The sequence below is a fragment of the Pseudomonas sp. Irchel 3E13 genome (assembly GCF_900187455.1).
In the GTDB taxonomy this organism is placed as follows: domain Bacteria; phylum Pseudomonadota; class Gammaproteobacteria; order Pseudomonadales; family Pseudomonadaceae; genus Aquipseudomonas.
Genome location: NZ_FYDX01000004.1, coordinates 359916 through 384363, shown reverse-complemented (window position 1 = coordinate 384363; position 24448 = coordinate 359916). Strand labels below are relative to the sequence as shown.

The window sequence follows — 24448 nt, the reverse complement described above, 5'->3', positions numbered from 1 at the left end:
CAACGCGCGCACTGTACCGCCCTTGCATTCCAGCGAGGAATGCCCCCATGAATATCTTGAATTTTATTTTTGCCGGCGAACCCCCTAGCGTGAGCGCATCGCAGAAGGAGTTCCTGTCATGTCTCGCTCGCCGCTACAGCTCTTCGTTGACGCCCGCTTCACCAGTCCTTACGCCATGTCCGCCTATGTGACGCTGCGGGAGAAGGGCCTTGAGTTCGAAACGGCGCTGGTCGATCTCGACTGGTCCGAGAACCTCTCGGACGACTACACCCGCCTGTCGCTGACCCAGCGCGTGCCGACGCTGATCGACGAAGGCTTCGCCCTGTCCGAGTCCTCGGCCATCACCGAGTACCTGGAAGAGCGCCATCCGCAGATCGCGGTCTACCCGAAAGACACCGCGCAGCGGGCGAGGGCGCGGCAAGTCCAGGCGTGGCTGCGCAGCGACCTGCTGCCGATCCGCCAGGAGCGTTCGACGCTGGTGGTGTTCTATGGCGTCAAGGCCGGGCCGCTGTCGCCGGAGGGCGTCGCGGCGGCGAAGAAACTGATCAACGTGGCGGAAACCTTGCTGGCGGAAGGTGCCGAATACCTGTGCGGCGAGTGGTCGATTGCTGATGTCGAACTGGCGGTGATGCTCAACCGCCTGATCCTCAATGGCGACCCGGTGCCGGCTGGGCTGAAGGAGTACGCGGCGCGTCAGTGGCAGCGGCCGAGCGTGCAGGAGTGGGTGCAGAAGGTGCGTCCGGCGTTGTAATGCCGGAACGAGGCCGGCCGGGTTTGCCCACCCGGCCGGCCTTGTGCATCATCACTGGCTCGACACAAGGAGCCGTGCCCATGTCCTCGACGCACCTTCACCTACTGTGCGGCAAGATCGCCTCTGGCAAATCCACCCTCGCCAAACACCTCGTGGCAGAGCACAGCGCGCTGCTGATCAGCGAAGATCACTGGCTTTCGCGTTTGTATCCCGACGAGATCCGTTCGGTAACCGACTACCTCGACCGCGCCCGACGGATTCGCGCGGTACTGGGGCCGCTGGTCATCGACCTGTTGCGGACGGGTGTCACGGTGGTTCTGGATTTTCCCGCCAACACCGTCGCTGACCGCAGTTGGTTGCTGAGCCTGGCGCGGACAGCGGGCGTCCATCACACCTTGCACTACCTCGAACAGGACGACGCCACCTGCCGCACCCGCCTGCATGCGCGCAATGCGCATGGCGAGCACGACTTTGCAGCCACCGATGCTGAATTCGAGCTGATCACCCGGCATTTCCAGGCGCCTGCGGTGGGTGAGGGGCTGGATATTGTGGTTCATGGTCAGGAGGGGCTTGCATGATCGGCTGACCGGAGAAAGCTTCACCTTCGAGGCCTGGTCTTACGAGTTGTCGGGGGGCGTGCTGTCCAGGGTTCTTCGTCGAGCAGTCCTGCAAGGAACGATGAGGCAGCCTGATCCGCCGTCACCCAAACCACCGCGCCAACCCGCTCGGCGTCAATCCCGTCCAGCGCTTGAACGAGCGCCGGAAATTGGTGGTGTCGCTGAACCTCAGGTAGTTGCACACCTCTTCGTTGGTATAGCCCTTCATCTGGTACAGGTACAACGCCACATGCCGGCGCACCAGGTCCAGTTGCTGCTGGAAATGGGTGCCGTGCTTGTGCAGTTTGCGCTTGAGGGTGGTGGGGCTCATGCCGAACGCCGCCGCCACGCGATCAAGGTTGATCGGTTCGTGGATATGGCTGTGCAGGTGATCGTACAGGCGGTCGAGAAAGCTCGCGCCGCCCTCCAGCGCAGCCAGTTGCTCCAGGCAGGCTTGGCGCGCCACCAGCCCCGGGGTGGTGGCGACGTCGGGCAGTGGCCGATGCAGGTATTCGCGCGGCAGTGACAACAACGTCAGTTGCGCATCGAAACGCACCTCTTCGCCGAGGTACACCCAGTACTGTTCGATATGCCGCGGTTCGCTCCAGGCGCACTGGATGCGCCACGGCAGGTGTTCGCCAGTCAGCCGTCGACTCATCGCCAGCACCGCGCTCAGGCAGGCTTCGCCGAGAAACTGCCCTTGGTTGCCGGCACCGCAACCGTCCTGCCAGTACAGGTGCAGATAGTGTTCTTCCAGCAACAGCCGCGGCGTCAGCAACGGGCTGAGCAGGCTGTGGAATTCGCAGAGGTTTTCCAGCGCCTGGTACAGGTCGCGGGCGTGCAGCAGGGTCTGGCTGGCTTCGCCGTAATGACCGGGAAGCAGGCGCTGGCCGAACAGGAAGGCGCTGTCGTCGGCATCCAGCAGGCGCCGGGCGTTGTCGATCAGGGTCAGGAATTGCTCCTGGCTGAACTTCGCCCGGCCCTGGCTGATGTCCTCGTAGAACACTTCGCAACCGCGCAGCAGGCGGTGGCTGTCGATACCCCGGGACAGCGCCAGGTCGATCAGCGCCGCGGGCTGGAAGTGGCCGACGATAAAGCGCTGGTCACGCTCGTAGCCGCTCATGCCGCCCCCTTGCGCGGCGTCTGCCGCTTGGCTTTGGCAATGCCCAGGTTGACCCGTTTGAGCAGGCTTTCCACATCGTCTTCATAAGCCATGGCCACCGCCACACTGGCGCGCAGGTGCAGGCGCTCGCCGTGGCGGCGGGTCTTGTGGGCCAGGCTCGCCACCGCTTGTTGCAGCTCATCGGCCAGCCAACGCGCCTGGGTTTCGCCGGTGTTGGGCATCACCACCACGAAGCGGTCGCCGGCCAGGCGGCACAGCACGTCTTGCTGGCGCAGGTTGAGCAGCAGCAGTTGCGCCAGCACTTGCAGCAGGTGATCGCCCTCGGCTTCGCCGTGGAGCAGGTTCACCGCGCTGAAATCGTCGATATCCAGCACCACCAGCGACAGAGGCTGTTCCTCGCGACCGGCCTGCTCCAGCGCCCGTTGCACGTGCTGGCGCAGGTACTGGGCGCCGCCCAGCGGGGTGAGTTTGTCGAACAGCAAATGCTCGCGAAACAGCCCCTCGCGTTTGCTCATCTGCGCGTTGATCGCCTGTTGTTCCTGATGCAGGTGATAGATGCCGAAGGTCACCAGCACCAGGCCCACCGGCATCGGCGCGGTTTCCAGCCAGTTGTCCCAGACCGCGCCGGGAGCCAGGCGGATGAACTCGTCGAGCACGTCCATCCACCAGGAAAAACATACGCAAGCCATGCCCACGGCGAGCATGCGGGTGACCCGCCCGGCGGGGCGGCTGCGCATCAGCATCACCAGCCAGATCAGCCAGATCAGTCCCGAGCCGCCTTCGCCGATCACGTCCATCCAGTTGATCTGGTCCCACGGTTTTACCTCGCCGAAGGCCAGGTAAAGCTGCAGGCCGAGGTTGGCCGCGACGGCGAGGCCGACGAAGGTGAGGGTGTGCAGTTTCAGCAGTGATTTCATGAAGGTCTCCGGGCCGGGCCCGCCCAGCGTGCCCGACCGATATCACAACGCTGTTACAGACTCTTGTCCCGCGACTTGCACGGCAATTGGTCCGGGCCTTGTGCGCCGTTGCAGAAGCGCTCCGCCGGCAGTTGTCTGGCCGGCTCGCTCAGGCGGTTGCGGCCCTGCTTGTCGCGGGTCAGGTCGAAGGCGTCATACAGCCGCCCGCTGGCGGTGAAGCTGCGCACTTCCAGGCGCGAGGCGCCGACTTCGACGGTCTGGTAGAGCTGGGTTTCCTCGGCGCTGCGGTCCGGCTGTTTACGTGCGCGGTCGTTGACGCCGTACATCTTCGAACCGGCCACCGAGACCATGTACACCGGCCCCTGCACCTTGCCGGCGGCGCGTGCCTGTTTCGCCGCGGCGCGACCGTTTTCGTTGCTCAGGCGGCTGTAGCAGTGGTCGTGGCCTTGCAGCACGAGGTCCACCGAATAGCGTTCGAACAGCGGTTTCCACGCGGCTTTCAGCGGTTCGGTGTCTTGCGGCCGGGCGCAGGTGAAGATCGGTTGATGGGTGACCACCACCTTCCAGCGCGCCTTGCTTTCCTTGAGGCGCTGTTCCAGCCACTGGCTTTGCTGGTCGAGGGTGTTCAGGTCGAGGGCGGCGGTGCCGTCGAGGACGATAAAGCGCACGCCCTGGTAGTCGGTGACGTAGGTGGTGCTTTCCAGCCCGGCCACGCCGTTGTTCGGCAGGGCGAACTGTTTGGCCCAGTGCGGGCCGAGGGTGCGGCCTTCGCTGCCGTCGGGGTTGAGGCTGTCGAGGTACTCGTGGTTACCGGCGGCCACCACCTGCGGGACGCCGGCGTAGTGAAAGCCACCGGCCTGGTTCCATTCGCCCCATTCATCGTCATGCACCAGGTCGTCGCGCTGCGAGGTGAGGTCGCCGGCATGCACCACCAGCGCCGGGCTGGCGGTGGCGTGCAGGGCCTGGCGGACGCTGCGCGAGGCGATGGACAGGATGTCGTTCTGGGTGTCGCCGAGGTAGATGAAACGGAACGGCTTGAAGCCTTCGGCGGCGGTGCGGAACTGCAGCCACTCGCTCCAGCCCTCGGCGCCCTTGACCCGATAGGCATAGGCGCTGTCCGGTTGCAGGTCGGTCAGGCGAATCTGGTGGTAGAGCGCCGCGCCGTTCTCGGTGTCCAGCGCCTGGCTGTTGCCTTCCAGCAGGCGGGCGCGTTTCTCCAGTTGCGGGCCGTCCAGCGCCGGCGCCAGTTGCAACTGGCTGACGTCCTGGCGGGTGTCGGTACGGAAGGTCACGGCCATTTCCCGCGCCGGGTTGGCGCCGGGAGTCAGCACGATCCGGTCGGCCAGGCCGCTGGCGGCATAGGGCGCGCCGGGGGAGTGGGGCAGCGGGTCGGCAACGGCGTGGCCGAGGCAGGTGGCGAGGGCGAGGGCCAGCAGGCTCAAGCGGGACATGAAAGATCCTTGATCGATGGGTATTGGCGGCCAAGGAAACAAAGGCGAATGACGGTTGGGTTACAGGGGAGGGGGTCTATTTGGGTGGTGGCAGATGTGAAAAATATGTTGGTTTTTTGCGGGATCTGTTCGGGCCTCATCGCTGGCGAGCCAGCGCCCACAGGGTTCTGAGCATGCCCGTACCGTGAGGGAGCTGGCGTGCCATCGATGAAGCGCTGTTCCCCAAGGAGGTCATTTCAGCCCAGAACACCGGCAAAATCCGGTAAAAAAGCCCCGATCCGACCGCCACGAAAATCCCTGTCACAGATCTGCCACACACCACCCCTAGCGTGCCCTGCAGTTTCCGCCCCGACGTGGCGGATGGACTTCAGGGGGAGCGTTATCGTGGTTACCGTCAAGCCCGCAGACAACCGTCGGCGATTCAAGATCAGCCTGTTGAGCCTGGCCATTGGCGCCAGCCTGCCGGCCTTCGCCGAAGACAAGGTCGAGCACGTCAATGTGGTCGGTCAGGCCGCCAGCATGGACCAGGCGCTCAAGGAGCAGAAAGCCTCCGACACCGTGCGTAGCGTGGTCCACGCCGACGCCGTCGGCCAGTTGCCCGACGACAACGCCGCCGAAGCCTTGCAGCGCATTCCCGGCCTGTCGGTGGAGCGCGACCAGGGCGAAGGCCGCTTCGTCAGCGTGCGTGGCATCGGCCCGGACCTCAACAGCGTGACCATCAACGGCACCCTGTTGCCGGCCCCGGAAGGCGATCGCCGCGCCGTGGCGCTGGACGTGCTGCCCACCGAGCTGGTGCAGTCGCTGTCGGTGGTCAAGACCCTGACCCCGGACATGGACGCCAACTCGCTCGGCGGCACCATCGAGGTGGAAAGCCTCTCGGCCTACGACCATCCGGGGCTGTTCTACACCTTCAGCGGCGAAGCCAGCCACGACAAGAACACCCGCCAGGACAGCCCGAAATTCTCCGGCGCCTTCAGCAACAAGTTCAGCCTCGGCGACGGCATCGACAACTTCGGCGTGGCCGCGGCCTTCAGTTGGCAGCAACGCGATTTCGGCTCGGACAACGTTGAAACCAGCGGCGCCTGGGACTTCGACGACGGCCAGCCGCGCCTGGAAGAAGCCGAGCAGCGCGACTATCGCATCCGCCGCGAGCGCACCGGTGCCGGGCTCAACTTCGATTACCGGCCGGACGATTTCTCCAGCTATTACCTGCGCACCCTCTACAGCCGCTTCAAGGACACCGAGACGCGCAACGCCGCCGGCATCGAGTTCGAAGACCCGCAACTGTCCGGCGAGCGCGGCGACGGCGAAGGCTGGCGGGCGCTGAAGTCCCGCGAAGACACCCAGGAAATCCAGTCCTACGTTTTCGGCGGCGAACGCCTGATCGACGCCTGGACCCTCAGCGGCCAGGTCGGCTACAGCAAGTCCAGCGAGAACGACCCGGGCGGCATCGCCAACGCCAAGTTCGAAGGCGACTTCGCCGACGTCGGATTCGACGGCACGCGCAAGCCGCGCCTCAGCACCGGCTCGGCCTTCTACGACCCGCAGGCGTTCAGCCTCGACAAGGTGGAGTGGGAGAAAGCCAACTCCAGCGACGAGGAAAAGAACATCCGCTTCGACCTGGCCCGCGACTATGAACTGAGCGGCAACAGCGCCCAGGTCAAGTTCGGCGCCAAGGCCAGCCGCCGCGACAAGCGCAGCGACACCGACGTCTGGGTCTACGACGACTTCGACGACATCACCCTCGACGGCTTCCAGAGCGGCAAGGTCGATTACGCCTTTGGCAACTTCGGCAACGGCATCAGCGCGGGCGCGATCAAGGACCTGATCGGCGGCCTCGACCGCAACGCCTTCTACGACGAAGAAGAGTCGCGCATCAACGATTTCCAGATGAGCGAAGACATCAACGCCGCCTACCTGATGAACACCCTCGATGTGGACGCCTGGCGCTTCATCGCCGGGGTTCGCTACGAAGGCACCGAGTTCGAGGCCAAGGGCACCGGCCTGCGCGACGGCGAATACAGCCCGACGCAAAGTCGCAAGCGCTATGACCACTGGCTGCCGGGGCTGCACGCCCGCTACCAGTTCACCCCGCAGACCCAGTTGCGCGCGGCCTGGACCCACAGCGTGGTGCGCCCGACCTTCGGCCAGTTGGCGCCGGGCTTCATGATCGATGACAGCGAAGGCGAGGCGAGCTTCGGCAACCCGGACCTCAAGCCGCTGGAGTCGATGAACCTCGACCTCGGCATCGAGCATTACCTGGGCCGCGCCGGCGTGCTCTCGGCCTACGTGTTCTACAAGGACATCGACAACTTCGTCTACAACACCGACCTGGCCGGCAGCGGCGAGTGGGTCGACTTCGACGAAGCCAAGACCTACGCCAACGGCCAGAGCGCGAAACTCTACGGTCTTGAGCTGGCCTACTCGCAGAAGTTCGACTGGCTGCCGGCGCCGTGGAACGGCCTGCTGCTGGGCGGCAACCTGACCCTGAGTAAATCCCGCGCCGAGATCGACGGCCAAGGCCTGAGCCGGCGCATCGACCTGCCGAACCAGTCCGACACCGTCGGCAACCTGACCCTCGGCTGGGAAGACGACAAGCTCAGTTTGCGCCTCGCGGCCAACTACAAATCCAGCTTCCTGGCCGAAGTGGCCGCGGTGGATGACAAGGCCCATGACCTGTACGCCGACGACCAGTTGTTCGTCGACTTCAAGGCCGGCTACTTCCTCACCCCGGACCTGCAACTGACCTTCGAAGCGCAGAACATCACCGACGAGTCCTATTACACCTACACCGGACGCCGCTCGTTCAATTCCCAGTACGAAGAGTACGGCCCGACCTACAAGCTCGGCCTGACCCTGACCCACTTCTGACCGCTTCGCCCGCGCCGCTGCCCTGATGGGCAGTGGTGCGGGCTGCCCATGAGAACCGCACATGTTCAACGCACGACCCTACACCCTGTTGAGCGGCCTGTTGCTGACGATGGCCGTGGCCCAGGCCTCGGCGCAACCGGCGCTGAGCCTCGGCGAGCGCCTGCCCGGCAGCCCGGAAAATGCCCGGCTGCTGGCCAACGATGTGTTCTGGCCCGGTGCCGACCGCCTTGTGGCCGGCAAGCACGGCCTGCAACTGCTGAAAGCCGACGGCCAGGTGCTGAGCCAACTGGAAGGCCGCTTCAAAGGGCTGGACCAGCGCCTCGACAACACTGGCCTGCTGGTCGCCAGCCTCGACACTAAACGCCAGCAGGCGTTGCTGGTCCGGCTTCAGCGCGACACGGGCTGGAGCACGCCGCTGTACCTGCCCAAGCGCGATTTCGCCATCGAGGGCCTGTGCCTGTACCGCGACAGCGCGCGCAACAGCTTCGTCTTCCTGCTCGGTGCCGAGGGCGTCGGCGAGCAGTGGCTGGTGGCAAGCGCTGACCAGCCATTGGCCGCCGCGCAGCGCGTGCGGGGTCTGAGCCTGCCGCCCCTGAGCGAGTACTGCCAGAGCGACGACACCAGCGACAGCCTCTACGTCAACGAAGAAAACCTCGGCCTGTGGCGCTATGGCGCCGCCGCCGAAGCGCCGTTGCAGCGCCGCCCGGTGGACCTGCGCGCGCCTTTCGGCGGGATCGGCAAGCGCAGCGCCGGCATGGCCCTGGTGCCGGGCGGCCTGTTGGCGCTGGACCCGGTGAGCGCGACCCTGCACCTGTACCGCCAGACCGGCATCACCTGGCAGACCGAGGCGGTGCTGCCGCTGGCGGAACTGAAAACGCCCGAGCAACTGAGCGTGCGCCCTGATGCCAAGGGCCTGGAACTGTTGATCGTCGATGACGAAGGCCAACGCCGCGCGCGCCTCGACTGGACCTTGCCCGCCGTCACGCCGGCAGCGGCCATCCCGGTATTGCCGGCGCAAGTACAGACCGAACCGGTGCCGAGCTTTGGCGACGCCGCCGACGACCCGGCGATCTGGGTCAACGCCGCCGACCCGGCACTCAGCCGGGTGCTGGGCACCGACAAGAAGGGCGGGTTGCTGGTCTATGACCTGCAAGGCCGGCAACTGCAGGACCTGCGTATCGGCCGGGTCAACAACGTCGATGTGCGCAACGGTTTCCACCTTGGCGAACGCGAGGTGGACTTGGCGGTGGCCAGCAACCGTGACAACAACAGCCTGCACGTCTTCGCCATCGAGCCGAAGACCGGCGAGGTCAGCGTGCTCGGCGAGGTCGCCACGCCGCTCAAGGACATCTACGGCCTGTGCATGTTCAAGGACAGCGGCGGCGCCCTGTACGCCATCGCCAACGACAAGGACGGCAGCTTCCTCCAGTACCGCCTGAGTGCCCTGGGGGGCGAGTTGCGCGGCGAACTGGTGCGCCGCTTCGCCACCGCCTCGCAACCGGAAGGCTGCGTTGCCGACGACCGTGGCCAGCGCCTGTTTATCGGCGAGGAAGACAAGGCAGTCTGGGCCCTGGACGCCCGCGCCGACGCGCCCGCCACGCTGGAGAAAGTGATCGGCGTCGGTGGCCCGATCAAGGCCGATATCGAAGGGCTGGGCTTCTATCAGGGCAAGCAGCGCGACTACCTGGTGATTTCCAGCCAGGGCAACGACCGCTACGTGGTGGTCGAAGCCAGCCCGCCGTACCGCCTGCGCGGGGCGTTCAGCATCGGCCTCAATGCCGGGCTCGGCATCGACGGCGCCTCGCAGACTGACGGCCTCGACCTGACCTCGGTCAACCTCGGCGGCCCCTGGAGCCAGGGCCTGCTGGTGGTGCAGGACGGGCGCAAGCGTATGCCCGAAGGCCGGCAGAACTTCAAGTACATCGGCTGGAGCCAGGTCGCCGAGGCCCTGAAGCTCGACTGAGCGACTGTCATCAGCCGGCAACACGCCGGACATCAAATCGAGTGATCGCCCCGCCGACGCGGGGCCAAGGAGCAAGACATGCAAGCTGCAACCGAACACATGAGCATCTGGGGCCTGGTCAGCGACGCCAGCCTGGTGGTGCAGGCCGTGATGCTGTGCCTGGTGCTGGCCTCGTTGCTGAGCTGGTACCTGATCGTCCAGCGCGGGGTCAGCCTGCGTCGCAGCGAGCGGCAGTCCGACGCGTTTCTCCAGCGTTTCCGCGCCAGTGGCGACCTGGCCCTGCTGTACCGCGAAAGCCAGGCCAAGGGCCGCGATGGCGAAGAAGAAACGCCGCTGCAGCGGATCTTCCTCGATGGCTACCAGGCGTTCTCGCAGTTGCAGCGTCAGCCGCAGATCGCCAGCGACAGCGTGCTCGAAGGCGTCGAACGCAGCCTGTACGTGTCGCTCGCCGAACAGGACGAGCGCCTCGACCAGGGCCTGGCGTTTCTCGCCACGGTCGGTTCGGTCAGCCCGTATATCGGCCTGTTCGGCACGGTGTGGGGAATCATGAATGCCTTCCTCGGCCTGTCCCAAGTGCAGCAGGCGACCCTCAACACCGTGGCGCCGGGCATTGCCGAAGCGCTGATCGCCACCGCTATCGGCTTGTTCGCGGCGATTCCAGCGGTGATGGCCTACAACCGCTTCAGCGCCCGCGGCCAGACCCTCAGCGCGCGCCAGTACAGCTTTGCCAACGAATTGCAGGCGCGCTTGCACAAACGCCTGCACTGCACCGCGAACATCGCCGCGGTGGCCTGAAAGGAGCGTCCCCATGTTGGTCAAACCCCAGCGCAAACACGCCGCCAAGGCGGAAATGAACGTAGTGCCCTATATCGACGTGATGCTGGTTTTGCTGGTGATTTTCATGGTCACCGCGCCGATGCTGGTGCAGGGCGTCAAGCTCGACTTGCCCAAGGTCGCCGCCCAGGCGCTGCCGGCCGACAGCGAGCGGCAAGTGCTGACCCTCTCGGTGAAAAACGACGGCAGCTTCTACTGGAACATTGGCCCCGACCTGAAGATCGAGGGCCAGAGCGACAGCGCCGTGAGCCTTGAGGAAATGCGCGACAAGGTCGGCCAGATCATCGCCCGGCGTGGCGATACCCAGGTCTATGTGCGCGCCGACCATGGCGCCGACTATGGCCGGGTGGTGGCGGGCATTGCCGAATTGCAGCGCGGGGGTGTGACCAGCCTCGGGCTGATCACCGAGGAGCCTTGAGCATGAGCAGCCTGAGCCTTGCGCTGCCGGTCAGCGCGCCGTCCTTCAACCTGCCGCGCTGGCGCGGCCATGTCGGCGCGGCGGGCATTGCCGTCGCCCTGCATGCGGCTCTGGCGGTGGTCTTGCTGGGGCATGACTACACGCCGCGCTTGCCGACGCCGGTGGTGCCGGTGATCACCACCCAGTTGGTCAGCCTGCCGCCGTCGGCGCCAGTTGAGCCGGTTGAAGCTGTGGTGCCCGCAGTGGCCGTGCCCGAGCCCGCCGCCGCGATCGAGCCGCCACCACCGCCGCCGCAAGTGCTGACGCCGCCAGCCCCGGTGCCGCCCAGCGCGGCCGAACTGGCCTTCAAGCGTGAGCAGCAGCGCGAAGCCGACGTGCGCCGCCAGGAACGTGTCGCCGAGCAGCAACGCCGTCGCGACGAAACCCGGCAGCATGAGGAACAGGCGCGAGTGCAACAGGAGCAAGCGGCGCGCGAGGCGGCCGAGGCGCGGGAGACGCAGCGTCTGGCCACTGAACGGCGTGCCGCGGATGAACGTGCCCGCGCCGCGGCTGCCAGTTCACAGTACCTGCCCATCAGCAAGCAGGCCCCGGACTATCCGCAGCGCGCGCTGGACAAGGGCGTGCAGGGCGATTGCACGGTCAGCTACACCGTCGACACCTCGGGCCGGGTCCGCGATCCGCGCGTGCTGGACGGTTGCCACCCGTGGTTCGCCCAACCCTCGTTGCAGGCAGCCAGGACGTTCAAGTACCAGCCCCGGGTAGTCGATGGCCGGGCCGTGGAAGTGCCCGGCGTGAAAAACACCTTTCACTACAGCATCGAGCAAGGGGTGAGGTAGGCAGGCGATGCAGGCGCGAGCTTCGCGAGCAAGCTCGCTCCTACGGCAACGTCGCCGGGCGCAGGTACTCGGGCTCCAGCACGTTGAACCAGAACAGGATCATGTTCACCAGAATGGTCACCAGCACCAGCAGGCCAACGCCCCAGACCGAGGCGGCGTAGAGGAAGCCGCGGTCCTGGGTCAGGCGCATGAACTTGGGCAGGCCGACGAACAGCAAGTAGGTGGCGTAGGCCCCGGCCGCGCCGAGCGCCGCCACCGCCAGCCAGCGATTGGGATAAAGCCCGGCGATGCCGGCGAGGAAGTACGGCGTGGTGGTGTAGGCGACGAAACCGATGCACTGGTTCAGCGTCGGCCGGGCGTCGAAAGTGCGCGACATCCAGCGGATGAACCCGCCCATGATCATGGTGCCGAGCAGGGTGGTGACGTAAAGCAGCACGCTCAGTTGCAGGCCGCTGGCGACGCTGACCCGTACCCGGTCGGCGTCGGCCAGGCTCCAGCCGGTCCAGGTCACGCCGATGAACAGACACACCGCCGGCAACAACGCCCACAGCAGCAGGTGCGGCAGGTAGTGGCGGGGTTGGCGTTCTTCTTCGCTGCGGATATCCACCCAGGCGTAATCCGGGTGAGTCATGAGTTTGACGAAATGAGCTTTCATGGCGGCAGTCTCCTGTTCGCGCCCGGTGCGCGAGGGTCCTGAACATTGGAGACAGCGGTTTTTCCAGACGTTCAGTGTTTGTCCTTGCCAGGCGCCGTACGGTCGTGGCGGATGCCCGGGTAGCCGCCCATCGCCGGCAAGCCGGCTCCCACCGGTCCGGCGCAAGCCTTGATAGCATTGATCCCTGTAGGAGCGGGCTTGCCAGCGATTCATGGGCACCGCAAAAACCACGGCATGCGCGCCTGACCATCGCCGCCATGTATCTGATGATGTCCCCCACCCAACTGTTCACCCACCAACACCTGGCCAACACTTTGCTGTCCGGCAGTCCTTTCCGGCTGTCTTGAATATTTCCTAACCGGCTGAAAACAAAGGACTTAAGCCGTTGGCATGGCTTGTGCTCTAGCCCTGGGTATCCATGTACTCAGGACCAAGGAACATCCATGTCCACACCTGCCGTTTCCGCCCTCTACGACATTCGCCAGCCGGATGCGCACCTTATCCGCGACGACGCCGAAGCCATCGCCGTCGCTCACCGTATCGCCGCGCTGCTGCGCGAAGGCGCCTCCGAGCGTGACCGCACGCGGCAGGTGCCGGCGGATGTGGTCGATGCGTTTTCCAACAGCGGCCTGTGGGGCATCACCGTGCCGCGCACCTACGGCGGTGCCGAGGTGTCGTTCGCGACGCTGGCCAAGGTGATCGCCATCGTCTCCGCCGCCGACCCGTCCCTCGGCCAGATCCCGCAGAACCATTACTGCCTGCTGGAAGACATCCGCCTGCAAGGCAGCGAAGAGCAGAAGCGCTTCTTCTTCGATCTGGTGCTCAAGGGCCATCGTTTCGCCAATGCGCTGTCGGAAACCGGCGGCAAGACGGTCCAGGACATCCGCACCCGCCTGGTCGCTGAAGGCGACGGCTACCGCATCGACGGGCGCAAGGGCTATTGCACCGGCTCGCTCTACGCCCACTGGATCGGCGTGCTGGCCCTGGACGATCAGGACCGCGCCCAACTGGCGTTCGTCCAGCGCGGCACGCCGGGTCTGGTGGTGGTGGATGACTGGGACAGCGTCGGCCAGCGCACCACCTCCAGCGGCACGGTGATCGCCGACGGCCTGCGGGTGCCGGCCTTCCACCTGTTCGCCAGCTACCGGTCCTATGAAAGCCCGACCCTGGCCGGGCCGTTCGCCCAATTGACCACCGCCGCCATCGACGCCGGCATCGGCCGCGCCGCGCTGGACGACACCATCACCTTCGTCCGCGAGCACGCCCGTCCGTGGGTCGATGCTCAGGTGGAAAAAGCCGGCGACGACCCGCTGACCATCATTCAGGTCGGCTCGCTGGAGATCCGCCAGGAAGCCGCCGAAGCCTTGCTGGAACGGGCCGGCTGGGTGCTCGACGCGGCCAAGCCGGCGCCGGACGAAGACAACGTCGCCGCCGCCTCGGTGGCCGTGGCCAAGGCCAAGGTGCTGACCACTGAAGCCGCTATCGAAGCCACCAACCGCTTGTTCGAACTGGGCGGCACCCGCTCGTCGCTGGCCAAACACAACTTCGACCGCCACTGGCGCAACGCCCGGGTGCACACCCTGCACGACCCGGTGCGCTGGAAGTACCACCTGGTCGGCAACTGGGCGCTGAACGGCATCAAGCCGCCGCGTCACGACTGGAACTAGGGTGCGGCCATGTCCAAGCAGATTCGTCTCAACGCCTTTGCCATGAACACCGTCGGGCACCTGTCGCCCGGTCTCTGGCGGCACCCCCGCGACCAGTCGCGGCGCTACACCGATATCCATTACTGGGTCGAGCTGGCGAAAAACCTGGAGCGCGGCCGTATCGACGGCCTGTTTATCGCCGATGTGCTGGGGGTCTATGACGTCTATGGCGGCAACGCCGACGCGGCCCTGAGCAGCGGCGCCCAGGTGCCGGTCAATGACCCGTTGCAACTGGTACCGGCCATGGCCGCGGCCACCGAGCACCTGGGCTTCGGCGTCACCGCTTCGGTGTCGTTCGAGCACCCGTTTCCGTTCGCCCGGCGCATGTCCACCCTCGATCACCTGACCCAGGGCCGCGCCGGCTGGAACATCGTCACCTCGTACCTGAGCAGTGGCGCGCGCAACCTCGGCCAGCGTGAGCAACTGTCCCACGACCAGCGTTATGCGCTGGCCGAGGAATACCTGCAGGTCTGCTACAAGCTGTGGGAAAGCAGTTGGGACGAGGACGCCGTGCGCGCCGACCGCGACAGCGGCGTGTACGCCGATCCGGCCAAGGTCCACGGCATCGACCACGATGGCACCTACTTCAAGGTGCCCGGTTTCCACCTCTGCGAGCCGTCGCCGCAGCGCACCCCGGTGCTCTACCAGGCCGGCGCGTCGAGCCGTGGCCGGGCATTCGCCGCGGCCAATGCCGAATGCGTGTTCGTCGCCGCGCCGAGCAAGGCGGTGCTGAAGAAACAGGTGGACGAGTTCCGCGCCGCCGCAGTGGCCGCCGGACGTGCGGCGGACGATATCGTCATCCTCGAACAGCTCACGGTGATCGTCGCCGAGACCGACGAGGCGGCCCTGGCCCGCCTGCGCGAGTACCGCGAGTACGCCAGCGCCACGGGCGCGCTGACCTTGATGTCGGGCTGGACCGGGATCGACTTTTCCCGCTACGACCCGGAACAGGTGCTGCGTGAAGTGCCGAGCGACGCCATCCAGTCGGCGGTGGAAGCCTTCACCCGCGCCGACCCGAGCCGCACCTGGACCACCGCCGAAATTGCCGATTACTGCGCCATCGGTGGCGACGGCCCGGTGCTGGTGGGCTCGGCGCAGACCGTCGCCGACCAGTTGCAGGAGTGGGTCGAGGCAACCGGTGTCGATGGCTTCAACCTGGCCAGCGTGGTCGCCCCGGAAACCTTCGTCGCCGTGGTCGATCTGCTGGTGCCGGAGTTGCAGGCCCGCGGCCTGTTCAAGCGCGAATACGCCGAAGGCACCTTGCGCAACAAGCTGTTCGGCCAGGGCGACCGCCTGCGTGCGCCGCACCCGGTTGCTGCGCTGCGTCGGGAGGCCGGCAAATGAATGAGTTGCTGGTCAACCTGAACTGGGGCGAGGTCGGCCAGGCCAGCCTGGAAACCCTGAGCATGCTCGGCGCGGCGCTGGCCTTCACCGTGCTGCTCGGCCTGCCGCTGGGGGTGCTGCTGTACCTCACCGGGCAGCGCCAGTTGTTGTCCAGCCCGCTGTTGTACCGCTGTTTGTCGCTGGTGGCGAACGTGCTGCGTTCGCTGCCGTTCATCATCCTGCTGATCGTGCTGATCCCGGTCACCACGCTGATCACCGGCACCTCGCTGGGGGTACGCGGCACCATCCCGCCGCTGGTGGTGGGCTGTACGCCGTTCTTCGCCCGGCTGGTGGAAACCGCGCTGCGCGAGGTCGATCGCGGACTGGTGGAAGCCAGTCAGGCGATGGGCGGCAGCACCTGGCAGATCATCCGCTACACGCTGTTGCCGGAGTCGCGCACCGGGCTGATCGCCGCGGTCACCGTGACCGCCATCGTGCTGGTGGACTACACCGCGATGGCCGGGGTGATCGGTGGCGGCGGCCTGGGTGACCTGGCGATCCGCTTCGGTTACCAGCGTTTCCAGACCGATGTAATGGTGGTCACCGTGCTCTTGCTGATCCTGCTGGTGCAGGCCCTGCAAATGAGCGGCGACCGCCTGGTGCGGCACTTCACCCGCCGCTGAAACACCGTTTTGCCCAACCCGGCCCCACGTTCGCCCGACGACGGCCAATCCCATCCCAAAGGAGCACACCATGTTCAAGCAGTCTCTGGCGGTCCTGGCCGCCGCAATCATCAGCCTGTCGGCCCATGCCAACGAAAAACTCGTCGTCGGCGCCACCCCGGTGCCCCACGCCGAGATCCTCGAATTCGTCAAACCGGCGCTGGCCAAGGAAGGCGTGGACCTCGACATCAAGGTCTTCACCGACTTCATCCAGCCCAACCTGCAACTGGCCGAGAAAAACCTCGACGCCAACTACTACCAGTACCGGCCGTTCCTCGATGACTTCAACAAAAGCCGCCACACCGACCTGGTGCCGGTGGTGGGGGTGCACATCGAACCGTTCGGCGCGTATTCGACCAAGATCAAAGACCTCAAGGACCTGCCCGACGGCGCCAGCGTGGCGATTCCCAATGACCCGGTAAACACCGGTCGCGCCCTGGTGCTGTTGCACGAGGCCGGGCTGATCAAACTCAAGGACCCGAGCAACACCCTGGCGACCCAGCGCGACATCGCCGAGAACCCGAAAAAACTGAAGATCCGCGAACTCGAAGGCGCCTTGCTGGCCCGTGCGGTGAACCAGGTGGACCTGGCGTTCGTGTTCGCCAACTACGCCCTGGAAGCCGGGATCGACACCAACAGCGCGCTGATCGTCGAGAAGGGCAAGGACCTCTACGTCGAGTACCTGGTGGCGCGGCCGGACAACCTGCAAGACCCGGGTATCCAGAAACTGGCCAAGGCGCTGAACACCCCTGAAGTGCGCAACTTCATCCTGACCCGTTACAAGGGCCAGATTGCGCCGGGCTTCTGATCTTTCGGGGCACATCGCGAGCAAGCTCGCTCCTACAGAATTCCACATTACTGTAGGAGCGAGCTTGCTCGCGAAAGGCCATCAGCCCCCCCATGGTGCTCAACTAATCAGGTGTTCAGACCGTGACCCGCTTCTCCCAGGAAATCCTCGCCTCCGTCATTCCTCTGCAACTACGCGGGATTGGCAAACGCTACGGCGACCTCACCGCGCTCCAGGACATCGACCTCAGCGTCCAGCGCGGTGAAATCTTCGGCATCATCGGCCGCAGCGGCGCCGGCAAATCCTCGCTGCTGCGCCTGATCAACCGCCTCGAAACCCCCAGCGAAGGCCAGGTGCTGATCAACGGCCAGGACATTGCCGCCCTGACCACCACGCAACTGCGTCCACTGCGCCGGCAGGTGGCGATGATCTTCCAGCACTTCAACCTCATGGCCACCCGCACCGTCGCCGAGAACATCGAACTGCCGCTGCGCATGGCCGGCGTGCCGCCGCCGGAGCGGTTACGCCGGGTCGATGAACTGCTGCAACTGGTGGGCCTGGTCGAGCGCCGCGACGCCTACCCGGCGCAATTGTCTGGCGGACAGAAACAGCGAGTCGGCATCGCCCGCGCGTTGGTGCTGGAACCGCAGATTCTGCTGTGCGACGAAGCCACCTCGGCGCTCGACCCGGAAAGCACCCAGGCGATCCTGCAACTGTTGCGCGACATCAACCGCCGCCTGGGCCTGACCATCGTGCTCATCACCCATGAGATGGAAGTCATCCGCGACCTCTGCCACCGCGTGGCGGTGCTGGAGCGCGGACAAGTGGTCGAGCAGGGGGAGGTGTGGCGGGTGTTCGGTGATCCGAAACATGAAGTCAGCCGGATTCTGCTGGCCGGCTCCGAGCATCGCGACGACAGCGCACGGGGCGCCGAGGGTGAGGTGTTGCTGGATCTGCATTACACCGGAGCGCGTGGGCTGGAGCCGGATCTTGCGGCGTTGTCGGCGGCGTTGCCGGGATTGCGCCTGGTGCAGGGCGGGGTGGAGCGGATTCAGGGGCGGGCGCTGGGGCGGTTGCGGGTGGCGGTTGGCAATGTGGACCTGGAAAAACTCAGCGCGTTGGCGGACCGGGTAGAACGAATCTGACCGGGCGCATCGCGAGCAAGCTCGCTCCTACAGGCAGGTGGCACAAATTCCTGTAGGAGCGAGCTTGCTCGCGAAGGCCTGTCACACCAGATTCAAAACCCTGGCCGCATTGCGGTAGAAGAACTTCTCCACCACGTCATCCTTGAACCCGAGCCGCTGCGCATCCTCGATGCTCTGCCCGATCGGGCGGAAGGTGTACGAGGAGCCGAACAGTAACTGGTCCGCCAGAAAGCCATTGGCCGCTTGCACATACGCTTCGCTACCCGCCTGGAACAGGTACATGTCCGGCAGCAGGTGGATGTTCTCGTAGCGGAACGCCACGCCAATCGCCTGTTGTACGTTCGGCCAGTAGCCATGGCTGGCGACGATCTTCAGTTCAGGAAACGCCCGGGCCACCGCGGCCAGGCGGCCCGGGTCGTTGTAGGCCGGGTCCGGGGTGGTCGGGCCGCTCATGATGAACAGCGGCACGCCGCGCGTTTGCAGGTGTTCGTAGATCGGCCAGTACAACGGGTCATCGGCCTGCCGCGCCGGTTCAGCGAAGCCCGGCTCGAGGTCGATGGCCAGCAGGCCGAGGACGTCGATGGCGCGGTCGATCTCGGCGATCGCGCCTTCGATACCTTGCAGCACCGGCTCTACCGCGCCCACACCGATCAGTTCGGCGTGGCCGTTCACCACGCTGTGGATCAGGTCGTTGGACAGGTGCTGGGACGGCGTGTGCCGACCCACCACCGCAGCCTTGTACAGCCCGGCCTCGCGCACCTCGCCGAGGAAGCCTTCGTGGGTCAGTGAGCGTTCGAAGTGGTTGTCCGCGCCACGGGTGCCGACGCGGCGGTTCAGCCAGCGTGCGGTGTCGTGTTCCGGCGAGCCGGGTACGCCGCCGAAGAACGGGTGGAGAAACGCCGGTCGGCAGCGCAGGTCGATGATCTTCATGCCGCCTGCTCCTTGCCTTTGCCGGCGCGGACATCGAACGCGCCGCCGGTGAAGGCGCCGTCCACGGTGACCTTGCCCTTGCCCGGCAGCAGCGGGAACACCAGCTCGGCGAAGCGGTAGGCTTCTTCCAGGTGCGGGTAGCCGGAGAGCACGAAGCTGTCCACGCCCAGGTCGGCGTATTCGAGCAGGCGTGCGGCGACGGTTTCCGGGTCGCCGACCAGCGCGGTGCCGGCACCGCCACGGACCAGGCCGACTCCAGCCCAGAGGTTCGGCGCCACTTCCAGTTTGTTGCGGTCGCCGCCGTGCAGCGCGGCCATGCGCCGCTGGCCTTCGGAGTCCATCTTGGCGTAGTTGGCCTGTGCCGCGGCGATGGTGTCTTCGTCCAGGTGGCTGATCAGTTCGTCGGCGGCGGCCCAGGCGGCTTCGTTGGTTTCCCGCACGATGACGTGCAGGCGCACACCGAAGCGCACGGTGCGGCCATGTTTGGCGGCGCGGGCGCGGACATCGGCGATCTTCTCGGCCACCGCTGCCGGCGGCTCGCCCCAGGTCAGGTAGGCATCGACATGCTTGGCCGCCAGTTCATGCGCCGCCGGCGAGGAACCGCCGAAATACAGCGGCGGGTAGGGTTTCTGCACGGGCGGGAAGAAGTTCTGTGCGCCTTCCACCTTGAGGTGCTTGCCTTCGAAATCGACGTTCTCGCCTTCCAGCAAACGGCGCCAGATGGTCAGGAATTCGTCCGAGGCTTCGTAGCGCTCGTCGTGCTTGAGGAACACGCCGTCGGCGGCCAGCTCGGTGGCGTCACCGCCGGGCACCACGTTGAGCAGCAGGCGGCCGTTGCTGGCCTGGTCCAGGCTCGCGGCCTGGCGCGCCGAGGCGGTGGGGTTGCCCAGCGAAGTGCGCAGGGCCACCAGCAGTTTGATCCGCTGGGTCACCGGCACCAGGCTGGCGGCGGTGACCCACGGGTCCAGGCAACTGGCGCCGGTGGGAATCAGCAGGCCGTCGTAGCCGAGCTGGTCGGCGGCCACGGCGATCTGCCGCATGTAGGCGTTGGTCGCCGGCCGGCCACTGGCCGAGTGACCGAGGTAGCGGGTGTCGCCGGAAGTCGGCAGGAACCAGAAAATATCGAGACTCATCAAATTGTCCTCATTGCCATCGTTGATAGGGGCACGCGTGGCAGCGGTGTTTCTAGGAATTCAGATCGACAGGTTGATCACCCGGCCATCGAAGCCGCCCGGGGCGGCACGACGCTTGTTCACCACCAGTTCGCCGATGCGGATCAGGTGGGTGCGGGTGATGTTGCGCGACAGGCCCAGCAGTTGCGCGGTGTGGACCTGGTTGTAGTGACAGAAGCGGTAGGCCGCGCGCAGCAGGGCGTCCTCGACCTTTTCGTGCAGCCCTTCACCCTGTTCCTCGAACAGTCGCAGCAGCGCCCGTTGCAGCAGTTCATCGGCGCTTTCCTCGCGTGGGCGGTTGCTGGCCTCGCGCTCGATGCGCAGGTTGGACAGGTGCAGGTCTTCGGCGCGGATCACCTTGTCGCGGCAGATCAGCAGGGTGTGGTGGATGACGTTTTCCAGCTCGCGGATATTCCCCGGCCAGTCGTAGCTGGCCAGGCGCTGGCGGGCTTCCTCGCTGAGGCTGACGTCGGTATAGCCGAGACGCCGGCTGTATTCGGCGATGAAGTGGCGGGCCAGCGGCAGGATGTCGCCGGGGCGGTCGCGCAGCGGGTGCAGTTGCAGACTGACCACGTTGAGCCGGTAGTACAGGTCTTCGCGGAAATGCCCGGCGTTGATGGCCTTTTCCAGGTGCACGTTGGTCGCCGCCAGCACCCGCACGTTGATCGGGATGCTTTTGCGCGAGCCCAGGCGCACCACTTCACGTTCCTGCAGGACCCGCAGCAGCTTGACCTGGATCGGCATCGGCAGGTCGCCGATCTCGTCGAGGAACAAGGTGCCGCCGTTGGCTTCCTCGAACCAGCCGGCCTTGGCCGCCAGGGCGCCGGTGAAGGCGCCTTTCTCATGCCCGAACAGCTCGGCCTCCACCAGCGATTCGGAAAACGCGCCGCAGTTGACCGCCATGAACGGACCGTTGCGCCGCCCGCTGAGGTTGTGGATGTGCCGTGCGACCAATTCCTTGCCGGTCCCGGTCTCACCGATGATCAGCACGCTGGCTTCGCTGGGCGCGACTTGTTGCAGGTGGGCGAGCAGCGCCTGCGAGTGCGGGTCTTCGAAGACCTGCGCGGTGGCGCGGATCGAGGTGGCCAGGGCCGGGGACGGGGGCAGGGTCAGCAGTTGCATGGACGGGCCTTATGAGTAGAAGGTCGGGGTAGGGCGCGTACCGTTCAGCGCCCACTCGCCCAGTTCGTGGATGCGGTAATCCAGCGGGTCGTGCAGGGTCTGGGTGCGCAGGTTGCGCCAGTGCCGGTCGAAACGTAGCGAGGCATGGGTGGCGCGGGCGCCGGTGACTTCGAACAGGCGGTTGCAGATATCCAGGCCATGGCGGGTGGCGGCGACCTTGGCGGTGCCGATGGCCAGCGCCAGTTGCGCGCGCTCCTCGGCGCCGAGGGCGTGTTCCTTGGCCCAGGCGCGGTCGAGCAGGTCGGCGGCGCGTTCGATCAGCAGGCGCACGCTTTCCAGGCCGACCCAGAACTCGCCGTAATGGCGCAATACATGCGGGTCTTCGCCGCTGTGCCGGGCCGTGGAGCGGAACCACGGACGGCTTTCGTTGAGGGTGTACTGGCGGGCTTCTTCGAAGGCGCCTTCGGTGATGCCGAGGAACATGTTGGCGAAATGCAGTTGCGCAATCAGCGGCCGCAGGCAGGCGAACGGCGTGCTCAGCGGGCCCGGGTCGAGCAGCAGTTCGCTGTGTTCGACACGTACGCGCTCGAAGGTGGCGCTGCCGCTGTCGGTCTGGCGCTGGCCGATATTGTCCCAGTCGCCGTGCAGGGTGATGCCGGTGCGGCCGCTGGGGATGGCGGCGATCAGCAGCTTGCCGCCGGCGCTTTCATCAACCGCCGAGGCGATCAGCATTTCCGAGTCGCTGGCGCCGGAGCAGAAGCTCTTCTTGCCGGAGAACTCGCACCAGCCGTCGAAGCGCTTGACCACGGTGCGGGTGTCCAGCGGATTGAGCGCGTTGCCCCAGAACCAGTCCTTGCGCGCGGTCAGTTCGAACCACGGCTCCCACTGCTCGGGACGGGAGAACAGGCGCACGGTGGCGAGCATCAGGTGCTGGAAGCCGAAGACATGGGCGATGGAGCTGTCGACCCGGGCGAACTGGCGCACCACGTCGAAGGTTTCGCTCCAGGTGGCGCCGAGGCCGCCATATTGGGTCGGGATCACCAGGCCCAACAGGCCGCTGGCGCGCAGCGCGTCACGTTCGGCCTTGGGCGTGCCGCCACGGGCATCGCGCTCGACGGCGGTTTCGGCGAATTGCGCGGCCAGCTCGCGGGCGATTTGCACAGGGGTTTGCAGGGTGTTGCGCGAAGGCAGGTTCATGGTCGACATCTGCCTCAGGCGATCTTGCGCAGGGCGCTGTCGGTGACCACGCCGGCCAGTGTCGCGGCGGCACGCTCAGCGGCCAGGGCGATACGCGCCTGCAGCGCCGGGCTGGTGATCTGGTAGTCGGTGAAATCGGCCTGGGCGGCGTACACGCCGATGGGCAGGGTCAGGGCCTGGAAGAAGCTGAACAGCGGGCGCAGTTGATGATCGATGACCAGCGCATGGCGTTCGCTGCCGCCGGTGGCGGCCAGCAGCACGGGGGTGTCGATCAACGCATCCTGGCCGATCAGGTCGAACAGGTGCTTGAACTGGCCCGGATACGAACCGCGATAGACCGGGGCGGCGACGATCAACAGGTCGGCCTGTTCGATGGCCAGCAACTGCGCTTCCACATCAGCCGGCAACTCGGCGCGGGACAGGGCACCACCGACCGGACGGGCGATATCACCCAGCTCGATGACCTGCACGTTGAAATCCAGGTGCTGGCCCAGCGCGGCGATCAGCGCCTCGGTCAGGACCAGGGTGCGGGAAGGGCGCCAGGCCCCACCGGAAACAGCGACGATGTTGAAAGCGGTGCTCATGATTCAGGTTCCTTGGCGGAGTGAGATGCCTGGGTGGAGCAAGAGCCGTTCCAGTTTCTTGAATTCGTTGTGAATCAAGGTGTTGAGCGATTTTCAAGGCGGCTGTTGTGTTGCCGGGGCGCCGCAACTGTTGATTCAGTGTTGGTGGGTGAACAGTTGTCGGGTGAACACTGTTCGGGATGCGGGGGATTTTTAGAGTGGGATGCATATTCAGTCCAATTCTTAATAAAGATAAATTTATTCGAATTAGAAATATGTGATGCAGCAGCCAATGGGTGCGCGGGTGGCGCGGCGCGGCCTGTGTTTATCGCGCATCAAGAGCTAGGGAAATTTCCTACAAATCAGCTAAAGTCGACCCCACTCAACCTATCGGGAGAAAGGGATGTCGTGCCCCCAGGTCTGCTCTGGCGCCACGCTGCAATGCAGCTTCGGTGCCGCGCCATGCGTGCTGAATGTGCTACCGGTCAATCGGGTGATGGCTGGCGGAATGCCGGCGGCGACGATCATGGACCATATCCCGCTGGTGAACATTGCCACCTTCGGCACGTGCATGAGCATTGCCAATCCGATGGTCGCCGCCGCCACCGCCGCGGCCCTAGGCGTGTTGACGCCGATGCCGTGCATTCCCGCCACCGCCGCGCCGTGGGTGCCCGGTGCCCCGACGGTGTTGCTGGGCAGCATGCCGGCGCTGGATGCCAACAGCATGTTGATGTGCAACTGGGCAGGGGTGATCAAGATTGGCATGCCGGGTCAGGTGCAGATGTTGATTCCCTGAGATTGTCTTGGGGGGTTGCGGCGCCGCAAACCTCACTCTTCCGCTCCATTCGTCCACCACCACTTCAACCGCGACACCGGCTTGCCCGCCGCATTCAGCGGTCGGCCGTCTTCGGCATAGCGCTGCCCCGGATCGAGCAACTGGCCGTTGAGGTATTGCGCCTTCAACGCCAGCTTGCCGTTGGGGTGAAAGCGCTGCAGCAGGCCCTCGCGGACGCCATTGTTGTACAGCTCGCGCTCGGCCACCGTGCCATCCGGGAAGTAGGTGACCGCTTCACCCTGCAACAGGCCCTTGCGGTAGGTGGCCGAGCGCAGCAGTTGCCCTTCGGTGGAGTAGAAGCTGGCAACGCCTTCGAGGCGATCGTTCTGGTAGGGCAGTTGCGCAGACAGCCGGCCATTGGGGTGAAACGTCTGGCTCAGGCCGTGCAACAGGCCGCCGGCGTAACTGAGGTTGGCCTGTGGCCGGCCATGTTCTTCGATGCGCAACGGACCGTTGAGCGCCTGTTCGTGCAGGCGCCCGGTCAACTGCGCGTCGCCGCGCTGCAGGCGGAAGGCGTCGCCCTTGGTCACG

23 protein-coding genes are annotated in these 24448 nt (G+C 65.7%); 13 read left to right on the top strand and 10 right to left on the bottom strand.

Annotated elements, in window-relative coordinates; genetic code table 11:
* Positions 1-118 precede the first annotated feature (118 nt).
* Positions 119-751, top strand: coding sequence for a glutathione transferase (yfcF, locus tag CKW37_RS08595; protein ID WP_095155261.1), 633 nt, complete (start codon positions 119-121; stop codon positions 749-751).
* A gap of 80 nt (positions 752-831) precedes the next feature.
* Positions 832-1329 (top strand): ATP-binding protein, encoded by a 498-nt coding sequence (locus tag CKW37_RS08590; RefSeq protein ID WP_095155260.1) that lies wholly within the window; start codon positions 832-834, stop codon positions 1327-1329.
* A gap of 121 nt (positions 1330-1450) precedes the next feature.
* On the opposite strand, the gene CKW37_RS08585 is transcribed toward CKW37_RS08590, so the two are convergent.
* From CKW37_RS08585 to CKW37_RS08575, 3 genes are read right to left on the bottom strand one after another with little or no spacing between them, the layout of a single operon-like run.
* A complete protein-coding gene (locus CKW37_RS08585; protein ID WP_095155259.1) occupies positions 1451-2470 on the bottom strand; it encodes an AraC family transcriptional regulator in 1020 nt (339 codons plus the stop codon).
* Positions 2467-3387: a GGDEF domain-containing protein gene (locus tag CKW37_RS08580; RefSeq protein ID WP_095155258.1), complete on the bottom strand. Its 921-nt coding sequence runs from the start codon at positions 3385-3387 to the stop codon at positions 2467-2469. The genes CKW37_RS08585 and CKW37_RS08580 overlap by 4 nt, the downstream gene beginning before the upstream one ends.
* A gap of 53 nt (positions 3388-3440) precedes the next feature.
* Complete coding sequence (locus tag CKW37_RS08575) at positions 3441-4838, bottom strand: metallophosphoesterase family protein (protein ID WP_095155257.1); 1398 nt, start codon at positions 4836-4838, stop codon at positions 3441-3443.
* A gap of 384 nt (positions 4839-5222) precedes the next feature.
* Between CKW37_RS08575 and CKW37_RS08570 the strand changes: the two genes are divergently transcribed.
* From CKW37_RS08570 to CKW37_RS08550, 5 genes are all read left to right on the top strand, one after another.
* Positions 5223-7709, top strand: a complete 2487-nt coding sequence (locus tag CKW37_RS08570) for a TonB-dependent receptor (RefSeq protein WP_256587711.1) — start codon at positions 5223-5225, stop codon at positions 7707-7709.
* A 61-nt stretch (positions 7710-7770) separates the two neighbouring features.
* On the top strand, positions 7771-9672 hold the full coding sequence (locus tag CKW37_RS08565; RefSeq protein ID WP_095155255.1) for a phytase: 1902 nt from the start codon (positions 7771-7773) through the stop codon (positions 9670-9672).
* A 78-nt stretch (positions 9673-9750) separates the two neighbouring features.
* The gene (gene tolQ, locus CKW37_RS08560; RefSeq protein ID WP_095155254.1) at positions 9751-10467 is read left to right on the top strand and encodes a protein TolQ; all 717 of its coding nucleotides are present in this window, start codon (positions 9751-9753) and stop codon (positions 10465-10467) included.
* Between the two features lie 13 nt (positions 10468-10480).
* Entirely contained in the window at positions 10481-10924 is a 444-nt protein-coding gene (tolR, locus tag CKW37_RS08555) for a protein TolR (protein ID WP_095155253.1), read from the top strand.
* A gap of 2 nt (positions 10925-10926) precedes the next feature.
* On the top strand, positions 10927-11760 hold the full coding sequence (locus CKW37_RS08550) for an energy transducer TonB (protein WP_095155252.1): 834 nt from the start codon (positions 10927-10929) through the stop codon (positions 11758-11760).
* A 40-nt stretch (positions 11761-11800) separates the two neighbouring features.
* Here CKW37_RS08550 and CKW37_RS08545 read toward each other — a convergent pair whose 3' ends face one another.
* Entirely contained in the window at positions 11801-12415 is a 615-nt protein-coding gene (locus CKW37_RS08545) for a Yip1 family protein (RefSeq protein ID WP_095155251.1), read from the bottom strand.
* Between the two features lie 443 nt (positions 12416-12858).
* Between CKW37_RS08545 and CKW37_RS08540 the strand changes: the two genes are divergently transcribed.
* The 5 genes from CKW37_RS08540 (at position 12859) to CKW37_RS08520 (ending at position 18098) form a co-directional block, all read left to right on the top strand.
* Positions 12859-14082, top strand: coding sequence for an SfnB family sulfur acquisition oxidoreductase (locus CKW37_RS08540; RefSeq protein ID WP_095155250.1), 1224 nt, complete (start codon positions 12859-12861; stop codon positions 14080-14082).
* 9 nt (positions 14083-14091) lie between these two features.
* The gene (locus CKW37_RS08535) at positions 14092-15465 is read left to right on the top strand and encodes an LLM class flavin-dependent oxidoreductase (RefSeq protein ID WP_095155249.1); all 1374 of its coding nucleotides are present in this window, start codon (positions 14092-14094) and stop codon (positions 15463-15465) included.
* Positions 15462-16127, top strand: coding sequence for a methionine ABC transporter permease (locus tag CKW37_RS08530; protein ID WP_095155248.1), 666 nt, complete (start codon positions 15462-15464; stop codon positions 16125-16127). The genes CKW37_RS08535 and CKW37_RS08530 overlap by 4 nt, the downstream gene beginning before the upstream one ends.
* Before the next feature lie 70 nt (positions 16128-16197).
* Positions 16198-16974 (top strand): MetQ/NlpA family ABC transporter substrate-binding protein, encoded by a 777-nt coding sequence (locus CKW37_RS08525; protein WP_095155247.1) that lies wholly within the window; start codon positions 16198-16200, stop codon positions 16972-16974.
* Positions 16975-17096: 122 nt separating this feature from the next.
* A complete protein-coding gene (locus CKW37_RS08520; protein ID WP_095155246.1) occupies positions 17097-18098 on the top strand; it encodes a methionine ABC transporter ATP-binding protein in 1002 nt (333 codons plus the stop codon).
* An 81-nt stretch (positions 18099-18179) separates the two neighbouring features.
* Here CKW37_RS08520 and CKW37_RS08515 read toward each other — a convergent pair whose 3' ends face one another.
* Genes CKW37_RS08515 through msuE form a run of 5 tightly spaced genes read right to left on the bottom strand, consistent with a single transcriptional unit; the run spans position 18180 to position 23103 of the window.
* Positions 18180-19028 (bottom strand): amidohydrolase family protein, encoded by an 849-nt coding sequence (locus CKW37_RS08515; protein WP_095155245.1) that lies wholly within the window; start codon positions 19026-19028, stop codon positions 18180-18182.
* A complete protein-coding gene (gene ssuD / locus CKW37_RS08510; protein WP_095155244.1) occupies positions 19025-20161 on the bottom strand; it encodes an FMNH2-dependent alkanesulfonate monooxygenase in 1137 nt (378 codons plus the stop codon). The genes CKW37_RS08515 and ssuD overlap by 4 nt, the downstream gene beginning before the upstream one ends.
* Positions 20162-20221: 60 nt before the next feature.
* Entirely contained in the window at positions 20222-21322 is a 1101-nt protein-coding gene (locus CKW37_RS08505) for a sigma-54-dependent Fis family transcriptional regulator (protein ID WP_095155243.1), read from the bottom strand.
* Between the two features lie 9 nt (positions 21323-21331).
* A complete protein-coding gene (locus tag CKW37_RS08500; protein ID WP_095155355.1) occupies positions 21332-22519 on the bottom strand; it encodes an acyl-CoA dehydrogenase family protein in 1188 nt (395 codons plus the stop codon).
* Positions 22520-22533: 14 nt separating this feature from the next.
* Entirely contained in the window at positions 22534-23103 is a 570-nt protein-coding gene (msuE, locus tag CKW37_RS08495; protein ID WP_095155242.1) for an FMN reductase, read from the bottom strand.
* Positions 23104-23485: 382 nt separating this feature from the next.
* On the opposite strand from msuE, the gene CKW37_RS08490 reads away from it, so the two are divergent.
* Positions 23486-23878 carry a DUF4280 domain-containing protein gene (locus CKW37_RS08490; protein WP_095155241.1) on the top strand — a complete coding sequence of 131 codons (393 nt, stop codon included), beginning with the start codon at positions 23486-23488 and terminating at the stop codon, positions 23876-23878.
* Between the two features lie 32 nt (positions 23879-23910).
* Here CKW37_RS08490 and CKW37_RS08485 read toward each other — a convergent pair whose 3' ends face one another.
* Entirely contained in the window at positions 23911-24447 is a 537-nt protein-coding gene (locus CKW37_RS08485; RefSeq protein WP_095155354.1) for a toxin-antitoxin system YwqK family antitoxin, read from the bottom strand.
* Between the last annotated feature and the right edge of the window lies 1 nt (position 24448).